At 64.2% G+C, this 18,290-nt stretch carries 12 protein-coding genes; 4 read left to right on the forward strand and 8 right to left on the reverse strand.

Annotated elements, in window-relative coordinates; translation table 11 throughout:
* The first annotated feature begins 59 nt into the window (after positions 1–59).
* Complete coding sequence (gene bilS / locus B5F74_RS06365) at positions 60–605, forward strand: flavodoxin family protein BilS (protein ID WP_239283380.1); 546 nt, start codon at positions 60–62, stop codon at positions 603–605.
* Positions 606–711: 106 nt separating this feature from the next.
* Here bilS and B5F74_RS06370 read toward each other — a convergent pair whose 3' ends face one another.
* The gene (locus B5F74_RS06370) at positions 712–2,922 is read right to left on the reverse strand and encodes an LTA synthase family protein (protein WP_087200947.1); all 2,211 of its coding nucleotides are present in this window, start codon (positions 2,920–2,922) and stop codon (positions 712–714) included.
* A gap of 218 nt (positions 2,923–3,140) precedes the next feature.
* Here B5F74_RS06370 and B5F74_RS06375 point away from each other — a divergent pair, with 218 nt between their 5' ends.
* Positions 3,141–3,926, forward strand: coding sequence for a nitroreductase family protein (locus B5F74_RS06375; RefSeq protein ID WP_087200949.1), 786 nt, complete (start codon positions 3,141–3,143; stop codon positions 3,924–3,926).
* A gap of 88 nt (positions 3,927–4,014) precedes the next feature.
* Here B5F74_RS06375 and B5F74_RS06380 read toward each other — a convergent pair whose 3' ends face one another.
* Together B5F74_RS06380 and rlmKL are read right to left on the reverse strand one after the other, a co-directional pair.
* Complete coding sequence (locus B5F74_RS06380) at positions 4,015–6,063, reverse strand: KUP/HAK/KT family potassium transporter (RefSeq protein ID WP_087200951.1); 2,049 nt, start codon at positions 6,061–6,063, stop codon at positions 4,015–4,017.
* A gap of 156 nt (positions 6,064–6,219) precedes the next feature.
* On the reverse strand, positions 6,220–8,544 hold the full coding sequence (gene rlmKL, locus B5F74_RS06385) for a bifunctional 23S rRNA (guanine(2069)-N(7))-methyltransferase RlmK/23S rRNA (guanine(2445)-N(2))-methyltransferase RlmL (RefSeq protein ID WP_087200953.1): 2,325 nt from the start codon (positions 8,542–8,544) through the stop codon (positions 6,220–6,222).
* 155 nt (positions 8,545–8,699) lie between these two features.
* On the opposite strand from rlmKL, the gene B5F74_RS06390 reads away from it, so the two are divergent.
* Positions 8,700–9,515, forward strand: coding sequence for an HAD hydrolase family protein (locus B5F74_RS06390; protein ID WP_087200955.1), 816 nt, complete (start codon positions 8,700–8,702; stop codon positions 9,513–9,515).
* A gap of 963 nt (positions 9,516–10,478) precedes the next feature.
* Here B5F74_RS06390 and B5F74_RS06395 read toward each other — a convergent pair.
* From B5F74_RS06395 to B5F74_RS06410, 4 genes are all read right to left on the reverse strand, one after another.
* Positions 10,479–12,449 (reverse strand): ABC transporter ATP-binding protein, encoded by a 1,971-nt coding sequence (locus B5F74_RS06395; protein WP_066830594.1) that lies wholly within the window; start codon positions 12,447–12,449, stop codon positions 10,479–10,481.
* On the reverse strand, positions 12,439–14,271 hold the full coding sequence (locus B5F74_RS06400; protein WP_239283381.1) for an ABC transporter ATP-binding protein: 1,833 nt from the start codon (positions 14,269–14,271) through the stop codon (positions 12,439–12,441). Before B5F74_RS06400 ends, B5F74_RS06395 begins: the two co-directional genes overlap by 11 nt.
* Positions 14,264–14,761: a MarR family transcriptional regulator gene (locus B5F74_RS06405; protein ID WP_087200957.1), complete on the reverse strand. Its 498-nt coding sequence runs from the start codon at positions 14,759–14,761 to the stop codon at positions 14,264–14,266. The genes B5F74_RS06400 and B5F74_RS06405 overlap by 8 nt, the downstream gene beginning before the upstream one ends.
* Positions 14,762–14,951: 190 nt before the next feature.
* The gene (locus tag B5F74_RS06410) at positions 14,952–15,401 is read right to left on the reverse strand and encodes a low molecular weight protein-tyrosine-phosphatase (protein WP_087200959.1); all 450 of its coding nucleotides are present in this window, start codon (positions 15,399–15,401) and stop codon (positions 14,952–14,954) included.
* 170 nt (positions 15,402–15,571) lie between these two features.
* Here B5F74_RS06410 and B5F74_RS06415 point away from each other — a divergent pair, with 170 nt between their 5' ends.
* A complete protein-coding gene (locus tag B5F74_RS06415; RefSeq protein WP_087200961.1) occupies positions 15,572–17,209 on the forward strand; it encodes a zinc ribbon domain-containing protein in 1,638 nt (545 codons plus the stop codon).
* A 35-nt stretch (positions 17,210–17,244) separates the two neighbouring features.
* On the opposite strand, the gene B5F74_RS06420 is transcribed toward B5F74_RS06415, so the two are convergent.
* Complete coding sequence (locus B5F74_RS06420) at positions 17,245–18,276, reverse strand: DUF1385 domain-containing protein (RefSeq protein ID WP_087200963.1); 1,032 nt, start codon at positions 18,274–18,276, stop codon at positions 17,245–17,247.
* Positions 18,277–18,290: the final 14 nt, after the last annotated feature.

Raw genomic sequence — 18,290 nt, forward strand, 5'->3', positions numbered from 1 at the left:
CGAGCTGGGGTATAGAGCGGGGTGATTACGGTTTCATGACGAGTGACAGGGAGAGGGACGTGGACAAGAGGAACGTCGCGCTGCTCTACAACAGCCGTGGGGGCAACACCAAGATGGTCGCCGAGGCGCTGAGGGATGCGCTGGCTCAGCATGGTATCGAGGCGGAAGCGTGCGAGATCACCGCCGCCGACCTCGATGGTGCGCGCTCGGCGATCAAGCCTGCCGATGTGGTGCTGCTGGGCTTCTGGTGTGACAAGGGAACCTGTTCCGAGGAGGTGTCGGCGCTTTTGCCCGAGTTGTCTGGCAAGCAGGTCTTCCTGTTCGGCACGGCCGGATTCGGCGGCGCACCCGAGTATTTCGAGCGGATCCTTGCCGGCGTGAAGGCAAAGCTGCCCGAAGGCGCGGCGTATCTGGGCGGCGCCATGTGTCAGGGGAAGATGGGCCCGGCGATTCGCAAGCGCTATGAGGCCATGCTGGCGGAGAAGCCCGGTGACCAGCGCGTGCAGGCGATGATCGACAATTTCGACGCCGCGGCAAGCCACCCCGATGCGAGCGATGCGCAAAGGATCGCCGACGCGATGCTGGACGCTCTGGACATCAGGTAGCTGCGGATACCCCCGCGTGCCGCGGCGCCTTCCTGTGCGCACCGGTGAAAAAGCGCGCGCCCCTGTTCTCGATGGAAAACAGGGGCGCGCGCTTTATGATGACTGGCTACTGGATCTTGGTCGTTCCCGGTGCGAGGTTCGGATCGGTCTCGTTTGCTGCCGATTGGTATCGCGTCGTGTAGATGTTCTTGCCGTCGTAGAACATCTCGTAGTACTGCATCGTCGCGTAGTCGCTGCGGGCCTGAACGGCTTCCTCCAGCGTGGCGTTTCCGCCTGCGTCGGTGACGCTCGAGAGGTACCAGCGGCCGTCGGCGTCCTCAAAGCCCGTGGTGTTGATGGCGGGCAGCGCCTCGCGCAGGCTGATGAGCGACTTCTGGTAATCGCTGAGCGGCGCGCCGATGACGTTCATGAGAGCGGAGCCCAGGTAGTTGGTAGACAGGTCGACCGTCTCGCTCGTCTGGTCGTTGCCCGCCACGTCGTAGTTGGCCCAGATGAGGTAGTCGGTCTGCCACAGGCGCTCCTGATGCGTCGCCTCGTCCTCGTCGGTGAACCACAGGTCGTTGAAGCGCGAGGGGAAGAAGGGCTGGTGGTCGCCGAAGAACACCACGACGACCTTGCGGTCAAGCCGCTCCAGCTGGCGGATGAAGTAGCGCAGGGCCTCGTCGGATTCCTTGATCAGCGAGACGTACTCGTTGATCTCGGAGTCGGACATGCCGTCGATGCTCAGCTCGACGCGCTTGTCGACAGGAATGAGGCCGGTGTTGTAGCCGGAGTGGTTCTGCATCGTCACGTCGAAGATGAACTGCGGGTTGTTGTTGGTATCGAGCAGCTCGAGAATCTTGTCGTACGTGGCGCGGTCGGTGACCATGCCGCGCAGCGTCTCGGCATCTTGGAAGTCCTCGATGGCCAGGAAATCGTCGAACCCGAAGTCCTCGTAGACGTTCTCGCGGTTCCAGTTCGTTGCATGGTTGGGGTGCATCGCCACCGTGTCGTACCCGAGGTCCTTGAACTGACCAGCGAGGTTCTCGGCGTCCATGAGGTTGTAGATGGTGTAGGGGTACACGCCCGTGCCGAGGTTGGACATTGAGTTTCCGGTCAGGAACTCGTACTCGGTGTTGGCGGTGCCGCCGCCGTACGCCGAGACGTAGAGCTTGCCGCGCTGCAGGCAGTCCGACAGGCTCTTGAAGAACTCGGGACCGGTGTAGTCCGCGTGCATCTGCTGGTAGATGGACAAATCGGCGAACGTCTCGTTCATGATGGCGATGACCGTGGGCTCCTCCTCATCGAACTGGGCCTCGGCCGCGGCGCGGTTCTCGTTGGTCGCGTTCTGCTCATCGTAGGCGCGCGCGTACTCATCGATGAGGGCCTCGGCCGCATCGACGCTGTAATCGTCGGGCTTGGGCGGGTTGATGGTCTGGGCGCCCGAGATGAAGGCGGGCAAAAATCCCTGGCGGTAGTAGCTCTCGAGCGGGCGCCACGTGTAGATCGTGATGCCGAGGGTGTGGTAGTAGTCGATAAGGGTGACGTGCGCACCGACCCCGCCGATAAGAAGCAGGCCGACAAGCAGGTTGATGATGAGGCCCTTGCGCGAACGGGCCTCGGGGGCGGGACGCAGGGTCCCGGCAAGCATGGCGAGCACCATGGCGATCGCGGCGCATGCGAGAGCATACAGGCAGAACGCGGACAGCGTGTAGGTGTAACCCGTCCCCGCCACAGCCGCCGCGGTCGAAAGGGCGGACAGGTCGCCCGGCGTGATGGGCATGGACTTGAAGGTGATGACGAAGTACTCGGCGACGCCGATGATATAGAGGATGAGCGCGAGGGCGGCGCTTGCGGCACCGCGGCGCTGGAGCACCAAGAAGAGGCCCGTGAGAACGCCGGCGATCAGGCCGAACTCAAGCAGCAGGCACAGCGGATACATCCAGGTCAGATCGTGGTTCGATGAAAGCTCGAGCCCGAGCGTGGCGGCGGTACTCGCAAGCAGCATGAACGCGATGGAGAGCACGAGGGGGTGGGGGAAGCGCCCGGTCGGGGACGTCAGGTCTTGCAGGCGGGATGCAAGCTGCTCGCGGTTGAAGGCGGCGGTCGCGCATCCGGTCAGGATGATGTTCAGCACGAGTGCGGAGAGCAGGTCATCCTGAACGAGCCCGATGCCCGACCAGATGGCGATAAAGGCCTGGAGCAGGGCGAACGCTATGCCCCATGCGATGGCATAGGGGGAGATGGATCCTTGCCCGGAGCGGGCGCGACGCACGGCGAGGGCTGCAGAGGTCACCGTACCGGCAAGGCCTAGACACGTGATGATCGTTACGACCATGGCGGAAAACTCCTTTATGGGCCAGGCGGCCCAAAGATTCTTAACCAAAAGGTGACATCGTCTTGATGCTGCAAGAACCAATGGTACAGAACGATTGTCGAGATTGTATCGACTCGACAAGGACCGCACAGTTAGGATGAGAAAACAGCTGGAATACACGCGTGCATGCTCGGTTGTACGCGTGAATGGTCCGCCCGTAGATGATGGAGGATGTGCCTATGAGCGACATGACCCCTGCCTGGAATAACGCCGTGCTCGATGTCATCGAGCGGCGCAGCTCAACGCGTCGATTCGCGCCCGAGCCCGTTTCCGACGCCCAGAGCGAGGCGGTCCTGCACGCCGCGACGCGCGCCTCCTCGGCGGGCGCGATGATGATGTACTCCATTATCGACATCCGCGAGCAGGCGACGCGCGACCGGCTGGCGGAGCTTTGCGACCATCAGCCCATGATCGCGCAGGCTCCGTGGGCGCTCGTGTTCGTGGTGGACTATTGCAAGTGGATCGACCTGTTCGAGCACGTGGGGTGCTTCGACGAGGCGTTCGTCGAGCGCACAGGCAAGCAGCCTCGTCGGACCCCGGGCCTGGGGGAGTTTGCCATCGCGGCGCAAGATGCGGTCATCGCCGCGCAAAACGCGGTGATCGCTGCCGAGGCGGTTGGCCTGGGAAGCTGCTATATCGGCGATATCGTCGAGAATGCCGAGGAGGTGGGCGAGCTGCTCGGGTTGCCGGAGCATACGGTGCCGCTCAGCATGCTCATCTTGGGCGTTCCCGCAAAAGAGCGTCCCGCGACGCCCCATCCCGTCGAGAACATCGTCATGTCCGAGCGCTATCGTCGTGCGGACGAGGCGACGCTCAATGCGCAGATAGCGGAGATGGATGCGATGTTCCGCCCCCATGCGCAGGAGGCGGGGGAGCGGGTGGTCGACATCTACACCCGCAAGCACACCTCGGACTTCATGAAGGAGATGGGCCGCTCGATGGAGCGGTGGCTCGAAAACTGGTAGACGCCGCGGGGCCGGTACGTTTTGGATGGGGACAACCCCGTCCAAAACGTACCGGCCCCGCTCAAAAGTGCCAGCTCGGTTGGCCTGTTTACGAGTGCTGCGAAGGATAGACGCGCGTCAGATGCTCGACCGTCTTGAACTTGGTGAACAGCGGCACGTACTCGTAGATGACGTTGGAGTTCTCCAGGCCGTACCACTGAACCGGCGAGCCGGCGTGACGGCGGATCGCGTACTTCAAGGCGATGGCGCTGCGCTCGCTCGGATCGACGTCGGACTCGGGAGCCAGCGTCTTGTAGACCATGCAGAAGCGGAACGAGCCGATTGGGCCCGGCGTCTTGTATACCGAGTAGTCGCTTTTCTGCGGCGGCAGCTCGCCGGAGGCGGAAAGGTCGCCGACGACCTGGCGCAGGTAGGCGTTCACGCGCTGGTTGACCTTGTAGCCCAGGTAGAACGTCACGCGGAACACGTAGTCGGTGCCGAAGTTCTCGACCGCGTACTCGAACGTATGCGGCTCGTCGGTCACCTGCACGTTCAAGAACCAGTAGGCCTGCGCGCGCTTGGGATGCTTGTCGAAGATGGAATACAGGATGTCGCGGTCGAGATAGTCGGTGCGGGTGTTGTTGGTGAGGTACACCAGGTTGTCGCACAGCTTGTCGTAGGTCTCGTCGTGACGCAGGCGGTCAAGCTGGTCGAGGTAGGAATGGATCGGCAGGAGGTTCGCCTGGCGACGCTCGACGCGGCTGCCGTTGTACCAGCTGACCATGATGGCCATGATCAGCGCGGCGAGCAGGATGGTGAAGTAGCCGCCGTGGAAGAACTTGGTGAGCGACGAGAAGAAGAAGAAGCCCTCGAGCGCCACGAAGAACACCACGAAGATGAACGGGAGCACCTTCACCTTGCGGATCTTATGCAGATAGAAGAACAGCAGCACGGTGGTGCAGATCATCGTGATGGTGATGGCCAGGCCGTAGGCGGCCTCCATGTGCGCCGAGGACTGGAACAGCAGCACGACGACGATGCAGCCGGCCCACATGACGTAGTTGACCATGGGGATGTAGAGCTGGCCTTTGGTCTCTGCCGGATAGAAGACCTGCATGTGCGGCATGAGGTCCAGGCCGCTCGCCTCGGAGACCAGGGAGAACGCGCCGGTGATGAGCGCCTGGGACGCGATGATGGCCGCGCAGGTCGACAGCACGACGCCGAAGGGGCGGATAGCGTCGGGCAGCATCTGGAAGAACGGGTTGAGGTCGGCGATGCCGAACAGCTCGGTGTTGCCGGCGTTGGCGAGCAGCCATGCGCCCTGGCCGAGATAGGAAAGGATCAGGCAGATCTTCACGAACGGCCAGGTGGCGTAGATGTTGCCGCGGCCGACGTGACCCATGTCCGAATACAGCGCCTCGGCACCCGTCGTGGCGAGGAAGCAGCTGCCCAGGATCATGATGCCCGCGTGGTTGTTGGGCGAAAGCAGGAACATGATGCCGCGGACGGGGTTGAACGCCTTGAGCACCACGGGGTTGCCCAGCACGTGCATAAGGCCGCTGACGCCCAAGAAGATGAACCAGAACGTCATGACCGGGCCGAAGGCGCGACCGATCTTGGAGGTGCCGGCGCGCTGGACGATAAACAGCGCGCAGACGATGATGAGCGTGATGATCACCACGTTGAGCTGGTTGTTCCCCATGATGGCGTGCACCTCGGGGATGGTGCGCAAGCCCTCGATGGCGGTGGTGATGGTGACCGCGGGGGTGAGCACGCCGTCGGCGAGCAGGGCGGATCCGCCGAGCATGGCGGGGATGATCAGCCATTTGGCGCCGCGCCGCACGATGCTGTAGAGCGCGAAGATGCCGCCTTCGCCGTGGTTGTCGGCGCGCAGCGAGATGAGGACGTACTTGACGGTGGTCAGCAGGGTCACCGTCCAGATGACGAGCGAGATGGCGCCCAGGATAAACTCCTCGTTGACGGACATGATGCCGCCGTTGCCCGCGAGCAGCGCCTTGGTGACGTACATCGGCGACGTTCCGATGTCGCCGTACACGACACCCAGCGTCACGAGCATGGCCCCGATGCTGATGGGGATTTCAGGAGAATGCTGCGCAGATGATCGCTCAGCAGCATTCGCATTACGGGAAGATCCCATGATGTTCGCTTCTCCCTTGGTAGGACAACAGAATTGCCAGTAATTATCGCAGCTTTGCGCACTTATGCAACGTGGCGGGCCGTCTGCCAGACGAACCCGTCCCCGGTGGCGATTCGGCTACGGGAGACGGGTTCTTGTGCGGAGGGGCGCGGGGGCCTATCGGTTGGTGATGATGAAGCAGCGGTGGATGCGCTTGTTGCGCGCAAAGTCCTCGGGGATGGTCTGCTCGGTGATGTCCTCGACTGCGATTCCCGCGTCGGCGAGCGCGCGCTCGTCCAGGCGGAAGGTCCGCAGGTTGCACGAGAAGATGGCGCGTCCGCCCGGCGCCAGCAGATCGGAGAGGGCGCACAGCAGCTCGACGTGGTCGCGCTGGACGTCCCATGTCCGCTCGCCCATCTTGGTGGAGTTGGAGAAGGTGGGCGGATCGCAGAAGATGAGGTCCCACGTGCGATGGGCGCGCCGCTGCTCGGCGACCCATGCCAGGACGTCATCGCGCACGAAGCGATGCTCAGGTCCGGTGAAGCCGTTTTGAGCCATGTTGTGGCGGGCCCAGTCCAGATACGTGTTGGAGAGGTCGACCGTCGTTGTGCTCAGCGCCCCGCCGTCTGCGGCATAGCACGTGGCCGTTCCGGTATAGGCGAACAGGTTGAGGAAGCGCTTGCAGCCCTTGGCGTACGTGCGCACGAGGTCGCGCGTGACGCGGTGGTCGAGGAAGATGCCCGTGTCGAGGTAGCTGTTGAAGTTGGCTGTGAAGGTCAGGCCGCCCTCCTGGATGTGGACCGCGCCCTGCTCCCAGGCGTTTTGATGGGTCTGGGCACGACCCGTCTCGCGCGCGGAGCCTCCCGACGACGCCCCGCCGCCCGTGGCGTACTGGGAGCCGCCGCGCGAACGGGTGCGCGAGCGCGCGGCGACGTGGTCGGGGTCGACCTTGAGGACGCGCGGGGTGATCTCGAGCATGTCAAGCAGGCGCGCCTGCGCGAGGGAGGGATCGATCGACTTGGGCGCCGCGTATTCCGCGACGACGACCCAGCGGCCCGGCGTGTCGGGAGCCCCTTCGTACAGATCGATGGCTGCGGAGTAGTCGGGAAGGTCGGCGTCGTAGACGCGGTAGCAGGTGACGCCCTCGCGCTTGGCCCATTTGCGGCGCAGGCGCGCGACCTTTTTGAGGCGTGCGGCGAACTGATCGGATTCGGGGACGAGCACGGCGACGGGGGAGCCGTCTCCCACGTCCACGGTGGCGACGGTCTCGACCGGTGCCGACGTGCGTTTCGATGCACTCGGGTGCGTGTCTGCGACTGCGTCCGATCCCGCGTCGGCGGAGCCGTGCGAGCGGTCGAACAGGACGAGGCGCGCGTCCTCGTTGTTGGGCTTGATCGCGATGTCGGCGGTCGGGCGCATGCGCAGGGCGACCTCGAGCAGGCCGTCGCGGGAAAGTGCCGAGACGGGCGCGCATCGCAGCGGGGCGAGCGCCGCGAGCTGTTGGATGAGCCTTGATGCGCGGGACGCGTCGTTGAGCCTGAGCGTGCACATGTTGGCGGCGAGCACGTGGGTGTCCGAGGGGCTGCCGAGGTGCGCCGATATCGCCTCGACGGTCGGCTGGACGAACGTAACGATACCGCCCGCACCGGCTGCTTTGATCAGACGACGGGTGCGTGCGAGCGCGGCGGCATCGAAGTCGGTCGCGATGATGCGCGCGTGCGCCCGCCCGGCCTGTTGAGCTCGCTGCCTGGCCTCTGAGCGCATCCGATCCCATGCGGCGCGGTCGTGTTCCGCCCAGCACGAAAAGCCCCAGCGCGTGCGCTCGAGCCCCGGTGCGCGGCCGGCCGCAATCGATGCCGCTTCCAGAAGGATTCCCCCATCTGCGCAGCAGGGGTCGATCAGCACCGGTGCGTCGTCCGCGTCGCAGCGCGTTTTCCATGCGACCTGCGCCAACACGAGCGCGGCGTAATCGGGGCGCAGGGCAAGCGAGCCTCCCTGGCGGCCGATCTCGCGGGGCAGGCGGCGGAACAGCGGCTCGCCCGACAGGTCGAGCTGCAGGCTGGCGCGGTCGTCATGGAGGGCGATCGAGATGCGGGCATCGGGGTGCCCGGTGTCGACATCGGCGCGGACGCCGACCTCGTCGGCCAGGCGGTCGCAGAGGGCGTCTTTGGCGCGCAGCGCGGTGAAGCGCGTGTTGCGCAGGTTCCCGTTCGTACCCGACGCCGTGATCGCGATGGTCGAGCCGCGCCCCAGGATGTCCTCCCACGGCATGGTATAGACCTCGTCGTAGAGCTCGTCGGCATCGCGGCAGGTAAAGCGCTTCAAGACCACGAAGATGCGGCTTGCCAGACGCGACCATAGGCAGGCGCGCTCCGCGTCTGACGGGGCGCCCGCAAACGACACGCGCCCCTTGAGCTTGCGCACCCGCGGAAGACCCAGGTCGCGCAGCTCGTCGGCGAGAGCGCTTTCAAACCCTTGAGGGCAGCTTGCATAGAATTCCATGAGGGGCCTTTCTGGATGGATGTGCGCGGCGCGCGGGATCGTACGGATATGGCGCGGGCGAATGGAGATGCGCTGAAGAGCGCGCAAGATGATGCCGGTATCGGCATCGCACCATTATATGATGAAGCGAGCGACAAGAAGGGAGACAGGCACCCATGTACGATACCCCTGCCGTGGCGTTCTTCGATGTTGACGGGACGCTCATTTGGCACGACCCGGACGCCAATGCGGCGCAAAACGTTGCGCACGCGCAGGTGACGCCGGGGGTGAAGCGAGCGTTCGATCGCCTGCACGCGCGGGGGAATCTGTCGTTTATCTGCACGGGCCGTCCTCGCAACCTGATCAACCAGGGACTTCTCGATCTCAATCCGACCGGGCTCATCACATCGTCCGGTGCATGTCTGTTTTTCGAGGGGCGCAAGGTGTTCGAGCGGACGATCGACCTCGACCTTCTGCACGCGACGGTCGATTGGCTGATGGGGGAGGGCATCGAGGTGCTGTTCGAGGGCACGGACTGCTCTGCCGCCCTGCTTCCGAACGGCGGCGTCTACACCGATATCCCCGGTGCGCTCTCCGTCCATTCGTGGGAGGAACTGTGCGCCGCGACGGACCTGCGCTTCAGCAAGTTCTCCTATGCGGGCGACATGATCGAGCGCGTCGAGCAGATGGGCGAGCCCCTGCGCTCCCATTACACGTTCTACAACCTGGGGCTCGGTGCGGGCGAGGCGGGGCCCGTGGGTATCGACAAGGCCTTCGGCATCGCGAAGGCGCTGGAGCAGCTGAACCACAGCACGAAGAACACGTACGCCTTCGGCGACTCCGAGAACGACCTCCCCATGTTGCGGGCCGTCGAGACATCGATCGCCATGGGCAACGCCATGGGTGTTGTCAAGGCGCAGGCCGATTACGTGACCGATTCCGCCGCGCACGACGGCGTGGCTACCGGCTTGGCACACTTCGGTTTGATTTAGCGCGGGTTCATAGGGCATGTCCCGGCACCTCGAGGGGCTCGGATGCCGTGCGCGTTGAGGCTCCACGAATTTAGTATTACTATATTAGTGATGACATAGGTCGAGAGCGCCCATAGGTTCTAGGCCAAATGCGTGTCGGCACGCATCCTCCTCAACGCCTTGCGGTGGGTGCGGACCTGCGTGGCAGAGACATCCAAACGGTTTCCGTTTGGAATGACGAAAAGGCGCGCTGGGTCATCATTCACGCCATGCCGGTCACGCAGAACGTCCTTCGAGAGCTCGGCATGATAGGGGGAAGACGATGAGACCGTTCCATACAGAAGACGGGTCACTTGTAACCGAAGACATGCTGATCGAGGCTGCGGAACAATGGGACAAGGGTGAAGTCCCCGGCTCGGCCGGGGTTGTTCGTCCCGGTCGGCCGCGATTGGCAAATGAGCCGACGGCAACTATGTCTTTCAAACTCCCTCAATCGCTCGTGTCGTACGTGAAACGTGCTGCCAAGGCGACAGATCAATCTACGTCGAAATTCATACGCGATGCCGTGGTGGAGAAGGCCCAAAGGGTCCTTTCTTCTCGCTAGTCTTTGTTAGACCGCCCTGGATGCGGAGCCCGCGCGAGCGTGCGCGCCGAAGGGGTGTCCCCAGCATGCAAAAGTGCATGCGGAAGGTACGTCCCCGATATGCACCCGCGGCGCCTTCCCGCAAAAACCGTCGCAACGCCAGACATGGGTTGGAACGAACCCGTCCCCAACCAACCAGGCTGACCGCCTGGCCTAAGCCCTCGTTCATTCATGAAAGAGCGGGTGCCATTTTGACGTTTGCCCAGGATTCGATTGTTCGACACCTCGCTTATTCATGAATGAACGAGCCGGTAGAGGCTTAAAGCATGTCGCCATCATGCGAGCGGCCCCGCGCATCCATGAGATGCACGGGGCCGCTTCAGGTGCTATGAGGGTGCCGGTTACTCCAGCTCGAAGGCACCGGTGTACAGCTGGTAGTACGTGCCGCGCTTGGCGATCAGCTCGTCGTGGCTGCCGCGCTCGATGATGCGGCCGTGGTCGAGCACGATGATCGCGTCGGAGTTGCGGACGGTCGACAGACGGTGCGCGATCACGAACGTGGTGCGCCCGTTCATCAGGGCGTCCATGCCGCGCTGCACGATGGCCTCGGTGCGCGTGTCGATGCTCGAGGTGGCCTCGTCCAAGATCATGACGGGCGGGTCGGCAACGGCGGCGCGGGAGATCGAGAGCAGCTGGCGCTGGCCCTGGGACAGGTTGGAGCCGTTGTCGGTCAGCATCGTGTTGTAGCCCTCGGGCAGGCGCTCGATGAAGCCGTGCGCGCCCGCGAGCTTGGCCGCGGCGATGCACTCCTCGTCCGTGGCGTCCAGGCGGCCGTAGCGGATGTTGTCCATGACGGTGCCGGTGAACAGGTTCACGTCCTGCAGCACCATGCCGAGCGAGCGGCGCAGATCGTTCTTCTTGATCTTGTTGATGTTGATGCCGTCGTAGCGGATCTTGCCGTCGGCGATGTCGTAGAAGCGGTTGATGAGGTTCGTGATGGTGGTCTTGCCGGCACCGGTGGCGCCCACGAAGGCGATCTTCTGGCCGGGCTTCGCCCACACGCTCACGTCATGCAGCACGGTGTGGCCGGGCTTGTAGCCGAAGTCGACGTGGGACAGGCGCACGTCGCCCTCGAGCGGCACGAGCTCGACGGTGCCGTCGTGATGCGGGTGCTTCCAGGCCCAGCGGCCGGTGTGCTTGCCCGTCTCGACCTCCACGAGCTGGCCGTTCTCCATCTTCGTGTTCACGAGCGTGACGTAGCCCTCGTCGTGCTCGGGCTCTTCGTCCATGAGCTCGAAGATGCGCTCGGCGCCTGCGAGGCCCATGACTACGGCGTTGATCTGCTGGGAGATCTGGCCGATCTGGCCGGCGAACTGCTTGGTCATGTTGAGGAACGGCACGGTGACGGCAACGGAGAAGGCCAGGCCGGACACGGACACGTTGGGCGTGCCGAAGGCGATGAAGATACCGCCGGCGAGTGCCACGATGACGTACATCAGGTTGCCCAGGTTCATGAGGATGGGGCCCAGGGTGTTGGTGTACATGTTGGCGGCGCGGGCGGCACGGAAGAGTTTCTCGTTGCGGACATCGAAGTCCTCCTGCGCGGCGTCCTCGTGGCAGAAGACCTTCACGACGCGCTGGCCGTTCATGATCTCCTCGACATGACCCTCGACCACCGAGATCTCATGCTGCTGCGCCACGAAGTTGCGGGCGGAGCGGCCGCCGAGCTGCTTAGTCATGTAGGCCATGAAGCACACGCCCAGGATGACGACGAGCGCCATCCACACGCTGTAGTACACCATGACGCAGATCACCGAGCAGCAGGTGATGACTGTCAGGCAGATGTTGGGCATGGACTGCGAGATCATCTGGCGCAGGGTGTCGATATCGTTGGTGTAGTAGCTCATGATATCGCCGCGCTGGTGCTGGTCGAAGTAGCTGATCGGCAGATCCTGCATGTGGTCGAACAGCATCTCGCGGAACTTCTCGAGCGAACCCTGGGTGATGATGGCCATGAGGCGCGTCTGGGTGAAGTTCGCGGCGAGCGTGACGGCGTACACGCAGATGAGCGTCAGCGTGAGGGTGGTGATGCTGCCGGACACCGATGCCCAGTCGCCCGACTCCCACGTGGCGGTCACGATCTCGAGTGCGCGCTGGATGAAGGTGGCGGGCATGGCGGACAGGATGGCCTGGACCACGATGCACACGACCACGATGGGCAAAAGCTTGGGATAGAACGTGAACAGGGTGCGGATGAGGCGGCCGAGCGTCTTCCCGCGCCCGCCGCGTGCGGGCGCTGCGGGCGCCTGGCGGCCGGCGACGTTCTGGCGGCTGGCCTCGTATTGCTTCTTGGCATCGCTGTTAATGCTCATCGGCGACACCTCCTTTCGCGGTTTCGGCTTGCGTGGCGGGATCCTTTTGCGCCGAGGCGTCGTCGTGGACGGCTGCGGCCTCGGTGTCCTCGTCGTTGGTGCGGTTCTGGGACTCGTACGTGTCGCGGTAGATGTCGCAGGTCTGCATGAGCTCGTCGTGCGTGCCCAGACCCACGATATGGCCGTTGTCGAGCACCAGGATGCGGTCGGCGTGCTCGACGGAGCTCGTGCGCTGCGCGATGATGATCTTGGTGGTCTCGGGCAGGTACTGCGCCAGACCCTCGCGGATGAGCGCGTCGGTCTTGGTGTCGACGGCGCTCGTGGAGTCGTCGAGAATCAGGACCTTCGGGCGCTTCAGCAGGGCGCGCGCGATGCACAGGCGCTGCTTCTGGCCGCCGGATACGTTGGTGCCGCCCTGCTCGATGTAGGTGTCGTACTTCTGCGGGAAGCCCTGGATGAACTCGTCCGCCTGGGCGAGCTTGCAGACCTCGACGAGCTCGTCATAGCTGGCGTTCGGGTCGCCCCAGCGCAGGTTCTCCTTGATGGTGCCGGAGAACAGCACGTTTTTCTGGAGCACCACGGCCACGTTGTTGCGCAGGTACTCGAGGTCGTAGTCGCGCACGTCGACGCCGCCGACCTTCACGGAGCCCTCGGTCACGTCGTACAGGCGGCTGATGAGGTTCACGAGCGAGGTCTTGGCCGATCCGGTGCCGCCCATGATGCCCAGGGTCTCGCCGCTCTTGATGTGCAGGTCGATTTCGGCGAGCGCGCGGTGCTCGGCCTTCTCGGAATACTTGAAGGTAACGTTATCGAAGTCGATGGAGCCGTCGCGCATGAAGGTGATGGGGTGCTCCGGGTTCTTGATGGTGGGCTCGGTCTCGATGACCTCGACAATGCGCTCTGCCGACTCCTGCGCCATGGTGATCATGGCGAACACCATGGACACCATCATGAGCGCCATGAGGATCATGAAGCCGTAGGTGGTCAGCGCGGAGAACTGGCCCACGTTGAGCGCGGTGCCGCGGCTGGAGATGATGAGGTAGGAGCCGAACTGGATGATGATCGTGAACACCGTGAAGACGGCGAGGTTCATCATCGGCGCGTTGAAGGCGAGAATCTTCTCGGCGCGCGTGAAGTCGGCGCACACGTCCTGGGCGGCACGGCCGAACTTCTGCTTCTCGTAGTCCTGACGCACGTAGCTCTTGACGTCGCGCATGCCGGTGACGTTCTCCTCGATGGACTCGTTGAGCGCGTCGTACTTGTGGAACACCGAGCGGAAGATGGGGTGCACCGTGCGGATGACCTTGTAGAGGCCGAAGCCCAGGATGGGCACCACGACGACGAACACGATGGCCATGGGGCCGCCCATGATGAAGGCCATGACGATGCCGCAGATGAGGATGAGCGGGCAGCGGATGGCGGTGCGGATGATCATCATGTAGGCCAGCTGCACGTTGGTGATATCCGTGGTGAGGCGCGTCACCAGCGAGGAGCTGGAGAACTGGTCGATGTTGGCGAAGCTGAAGCGCTGGACGGCGGCGAACACGTCGTGGCGCAGGTTCTTGGCAAAGCCGCAGCTCGCCTCAGAGCAGGTGAGGCCGGCGCCGATGCCGAAGCACAGCGACGCGAGCGCCATGGCGACGAGGATGCCGGCGAAAGGCAGCATCTCGGACACGGTGGCGCCTTGCTGGATGGTGTTGATGAGCTGGGCGGTCACGAAGGGGATGGCGACCTCCATCACCACCTCGCCCGACACGATGATGGGGGTGGCGATAGCCGCTTTCTTGTATTCGCGGATGCTCCCCATGAGCGTTTTAATCATTCAATCCCTCCCAATGCGAACGAATGGTGTCGAGCATGACGACGAGCTGCTCCTGTTCCTCGGCGGTCAGGCAGGAAAACGCCCGCTGCCTGAAGCGCAGGCGCCGCTCCTGCTCGAGCGCCGCCTCCTCGGTGCCCTTTTGGGTCAGGCGGATGGAAAGCTGGCGGCGGTCCTCCGGGTTGCGCGTTCGCTCGATAAGGCCCGCGTTTTCGATCTTGGCGAGAATCTCGGACAGCGAGCCGGGCTTGAGGTCGAAAAACGCACCGAGTTCCTGTTGAGACATCTGGCCGTCATTTTTGGCCAGAAGGCAGATGATGGCCGCCCGCCCAGATCTTCCACCGCTGTGGAAGTGCAGGTAGTGGCCGCAATAGCCGAGGTTCCACAGCAGACGGCGAGCACGCGCCTCTTCAGGCGTGTCGTTGGGCTGCGGAGCGTCCGGAGCAGCGCACGCGGGGCGCGCTGTCGGATCGCTATCGGCAGAATCGCACATGCAGATCTCCTTTCCCCGTATCGAATTATGCAAGTTGGACTCAAGAAGGGTACTACCGTGAATCTACAAGTCAAGGTACCGAATAATTAGGTGAACGAATTATTCACGTTTCCGACGAATTAGCCTCCCTGCGCAAGGGTCGGACCCCTTGCGCAGGGAGGCGCGAAAGCAATGAATCGGCCGTTGTTTCTTAGTCGAGCGCGGCGAGGAGCGCGGTGCAGCCGTCGAGGACGTCGCGGTAGGTGGCGTCGAAGTTGCCGGTGTACCAGGGATCGGCCACATCGCCGGGGCGATCGGTCCAGTCGAGCAGCCGGCTCACCTTGTCGTCGGGGTCGCTTTTGAGGATGCGCTTGAGCCCACGCCGGTTCTCTCCATCCATATATATGATGTGATCCCACCGGTCGTACTCGCTGGGCGAGATGATCCGCGCGCGGTGCGGGACGAGCGGTATGCCCATCTCGCGCAGTTTGGTCTCGGTGCCCCAGTGCGGCGGGTTGCCGATCTCCTCATAGCTGGTGGCGGCGGAGTCGATATCGAATTCCCGCTCGCGGCCTGCGCGGCGCACAAGCTCGGCCATAACCGATTGGGCCATCGTCGACCGGCAGATGTTGCCGTGGCAGATGAACAGGATTCTATGCATGGCCGCTCCTTTGTATAGCAACTCGTTGAGGACGGGTACATTTTGACAGGTTTTGGACGGACGCGTCGTTTGGAGGCGACGGGGGTTCATTCTGCGACGGGCGCCCCCGACCGTCTGTGCGGCGTGGTATCGTTGTTGAACCGATTGTTGAGCAGGAAGGAGAAGGCGAGATGATCTGCCCGACCTGTCATGCTGAGATATCCGACGATGCGTTGTTCTGCAGCTCGTGCGGAACCAAGATCGAGCCGGTCGACGCGGCCGCTTCGGCGGCCGTCTGCCCGCAGTGCGGGGCGGAGCTCGCCCCCGGTGCGCTGTTCTGCTCGCATTGCGGCGCGTCCGTCGCGCCGGCCGGCGTGCCGGCAGCCGTGCCCATGGCCGACGATGCGGCGCAGGCCGCTGCCGCCCTGTGGGGCGACGGCCAAGGCGCGACTCCCACGCGCCGTGCGCTCGTCTGCCCCTCTTGCGGGGCACCCGTCAGCCCCACCGACCCGTACTGCCCCGCTTGCGGCGTGCGCCTGCTCGGGTCGCGCGCGGGGTCTCCCCAATCCGCGCCGAGCGCGCAGCCGGCCGCCGACACGACGATGGTCGACATGGCTCGCGAGGCGGTAGCCCCCGCCGATCCGCGCCTGCGCTCGGGATCGACCGGGCCCATGCCGCGCGTCGCCGTTCCCACGCCGTCCGCTGCCTCGTCGCATGACGACGGAGAGAAGCCGCGCCGGCATGTCGGCAAGACCGTCGGCATCGTCGTCGGGGTCATCGCGGTGGCGGCCCTTGCCGGGGGAGGCCTGTGGTACGCGCTCGATGCGCAGCGCCAGCAGGATCAGGCGACCCAGCAGGCGGAGCAGGCCACGCAGGCGCTCCACAGCGTGACGATCGCGGTGGCGGCCGAGGGGTGGAACACCGACGAGGGCGCCTCGCGCCTACCGGTCCGCGTCGTGGGCACCAACTCCACGGGCGAGGCCGTCGACGAGACGCAGTACGTCACGACGGCGGGCACCGGTCTGATGCTGCGTCAGGGTTCCTACCAGCTGTCCGTTTCCGGCTCGCCCATCGCTGCCGACGGCACCATCTACACGGTTCCCGACACGGTGCTCGACATCACGGTGGCGACCGATAACCCGGGCGACGCCGTCGACGTCACATCGCAGGGCTCCTTCACCCTGACGCCCATCGATGCGCTCGAGGTGACCGACGATCAGATCCTTGCTGCCGCCCAGCTCGCCGCCGCCGACACGGCGGACGGCCATGCCGACGCCGACACCCTGCGCGCCGCCGCCGTCCAGCGCCGCGAGGACGCGGCTGCGGCCCAGCAGGAGCAGCAGGAACAGGAGTCTTACGATTCCCGCCACGTGGTCGCCGACTCCTACGAGTTCTATATGCCCTCGTATTGGGACGGACGCGTGACCGTGCAGGTCGATGGCGACCATGTCTCGGTGTGCTCGGCGAAATACCCGGATCTCGAGCTTTTCAACGTGAGCGTTCAGCGCGGCACCACGCAGGCGGTGGGCGATGTGGGCTATGCCTGCTTGGGCGATGTCGCCCTCGGCGACGGAACCTATGCGTCCGTGTGGGCGCGCCGTTGGGGCTGGCTGATCGGATATGCCTACATGACCAACTCGACGGATCCGAACGACTACTACACGATGGACGAGGCGGAAGAGATCGTCGATCTGCAGACCGGTGGAAACGTCACGTACGAATCCATCCGCGACGAGATGGTCGCAAACGACGGAAACTCGGACCTGGTGTTCGTGACCGATGACTATCTGTACGCCTGCATCGTGGAAAGCCTGCAGCCGCTTGAGTAGCGCATAGGAAAACGGGGGCTTGCGCCCCCGTTTTCCTATGCCGACGCGGCCGCCTTTTCTCGCGCGTCGACGCGCTTGAGCGCCTCGATGGCGCACTCGAGCATTCCCGGGTCCGCCTTGCGCGTGGTGAGGCGCTGCATCTGCAGGCCCGGCCACAGGGCGATTTTGACGAGCGGGTTGTCCGGGTGCGAGCCCGCCCACTTCACGGTGACCTCGTACGAGACGCCGGCGACGATGGGCAGCAGGATCAGGCGCGAGCCCATGACGAACAGGGTGCGCGCGATGCCGGAGAGGCCCAGCGCCTCGGCCCAGGCACCTACGGGCACCACGGCGTGCAGGATCAGCGCGATGCCGACGGTCATGACCAGAAAGGCCGTGCCGCAGCGCACGTGCAGGCGCGAGAACCGCGCGGCGTTCTCCGGCGTGAGCGGCAGCCCGTGCTCAAAGCAGTGGATCGACTGGTGCTCGGCGCCGTGATAGCCGTACATGCGGGCCATGTCGGGGATGAGGCCGACGCCGCCCACGTAGGCGACGAGCACGACCATACGCAGCAGCGCCTCCACGAGGCTCCAGACCAAAGAGTTGCCGCTGTTGAGCTCGCCGACGACCAGGTTGGTTATCAGCAGGGGGAGCAGGATGAACAGGGCGATGCCGATCAGAACTCCGATGCAGGCGGAGACGGCCATCGCGATGCCCATCACGCCGCCCTTCTCCTCGGTATCGCTCTGCTCATGTTCGGGGGAGTCAGACGGAGCGTCCTCCTGCCCCTCGTCCTCTTCGTCGATGAAAACGTGCTCGGAGGCGATGTCGAGTGCGCGGTAGGCAAGCACCATGGATTCGGCGAACGACACGCACCCGCGCACGATAGGCCAGCGGAACCACGCCGGGCGCGACGACGCGTCGGGAAGGTCGTGCTCCTCGACATAGATGCTGCCGTCTTCGCAGCGCACCGCGACGGCCCAATTGAGCTTGCCGCGCATCATGACGCCCTCAAGCGTTGCCGAGCCTCCGATATGCGTACAGAACAGCTCGCCTTCCTCGGCGATGTCCGTGTGCTTTGCTGTCATGCGATCCTCCGGAT

Origin of the sequence: Collinsella sp. An271, assembly GCF_002159695.1 — a bacterium.
In the GTDB taxonomy this organism is placed as follows: Bacteria; Actinomycetota; Coriobacteriia; order Coriobacteriales; family Coriobacteriaceae; genus Collinsella; species Collinsella ihumii.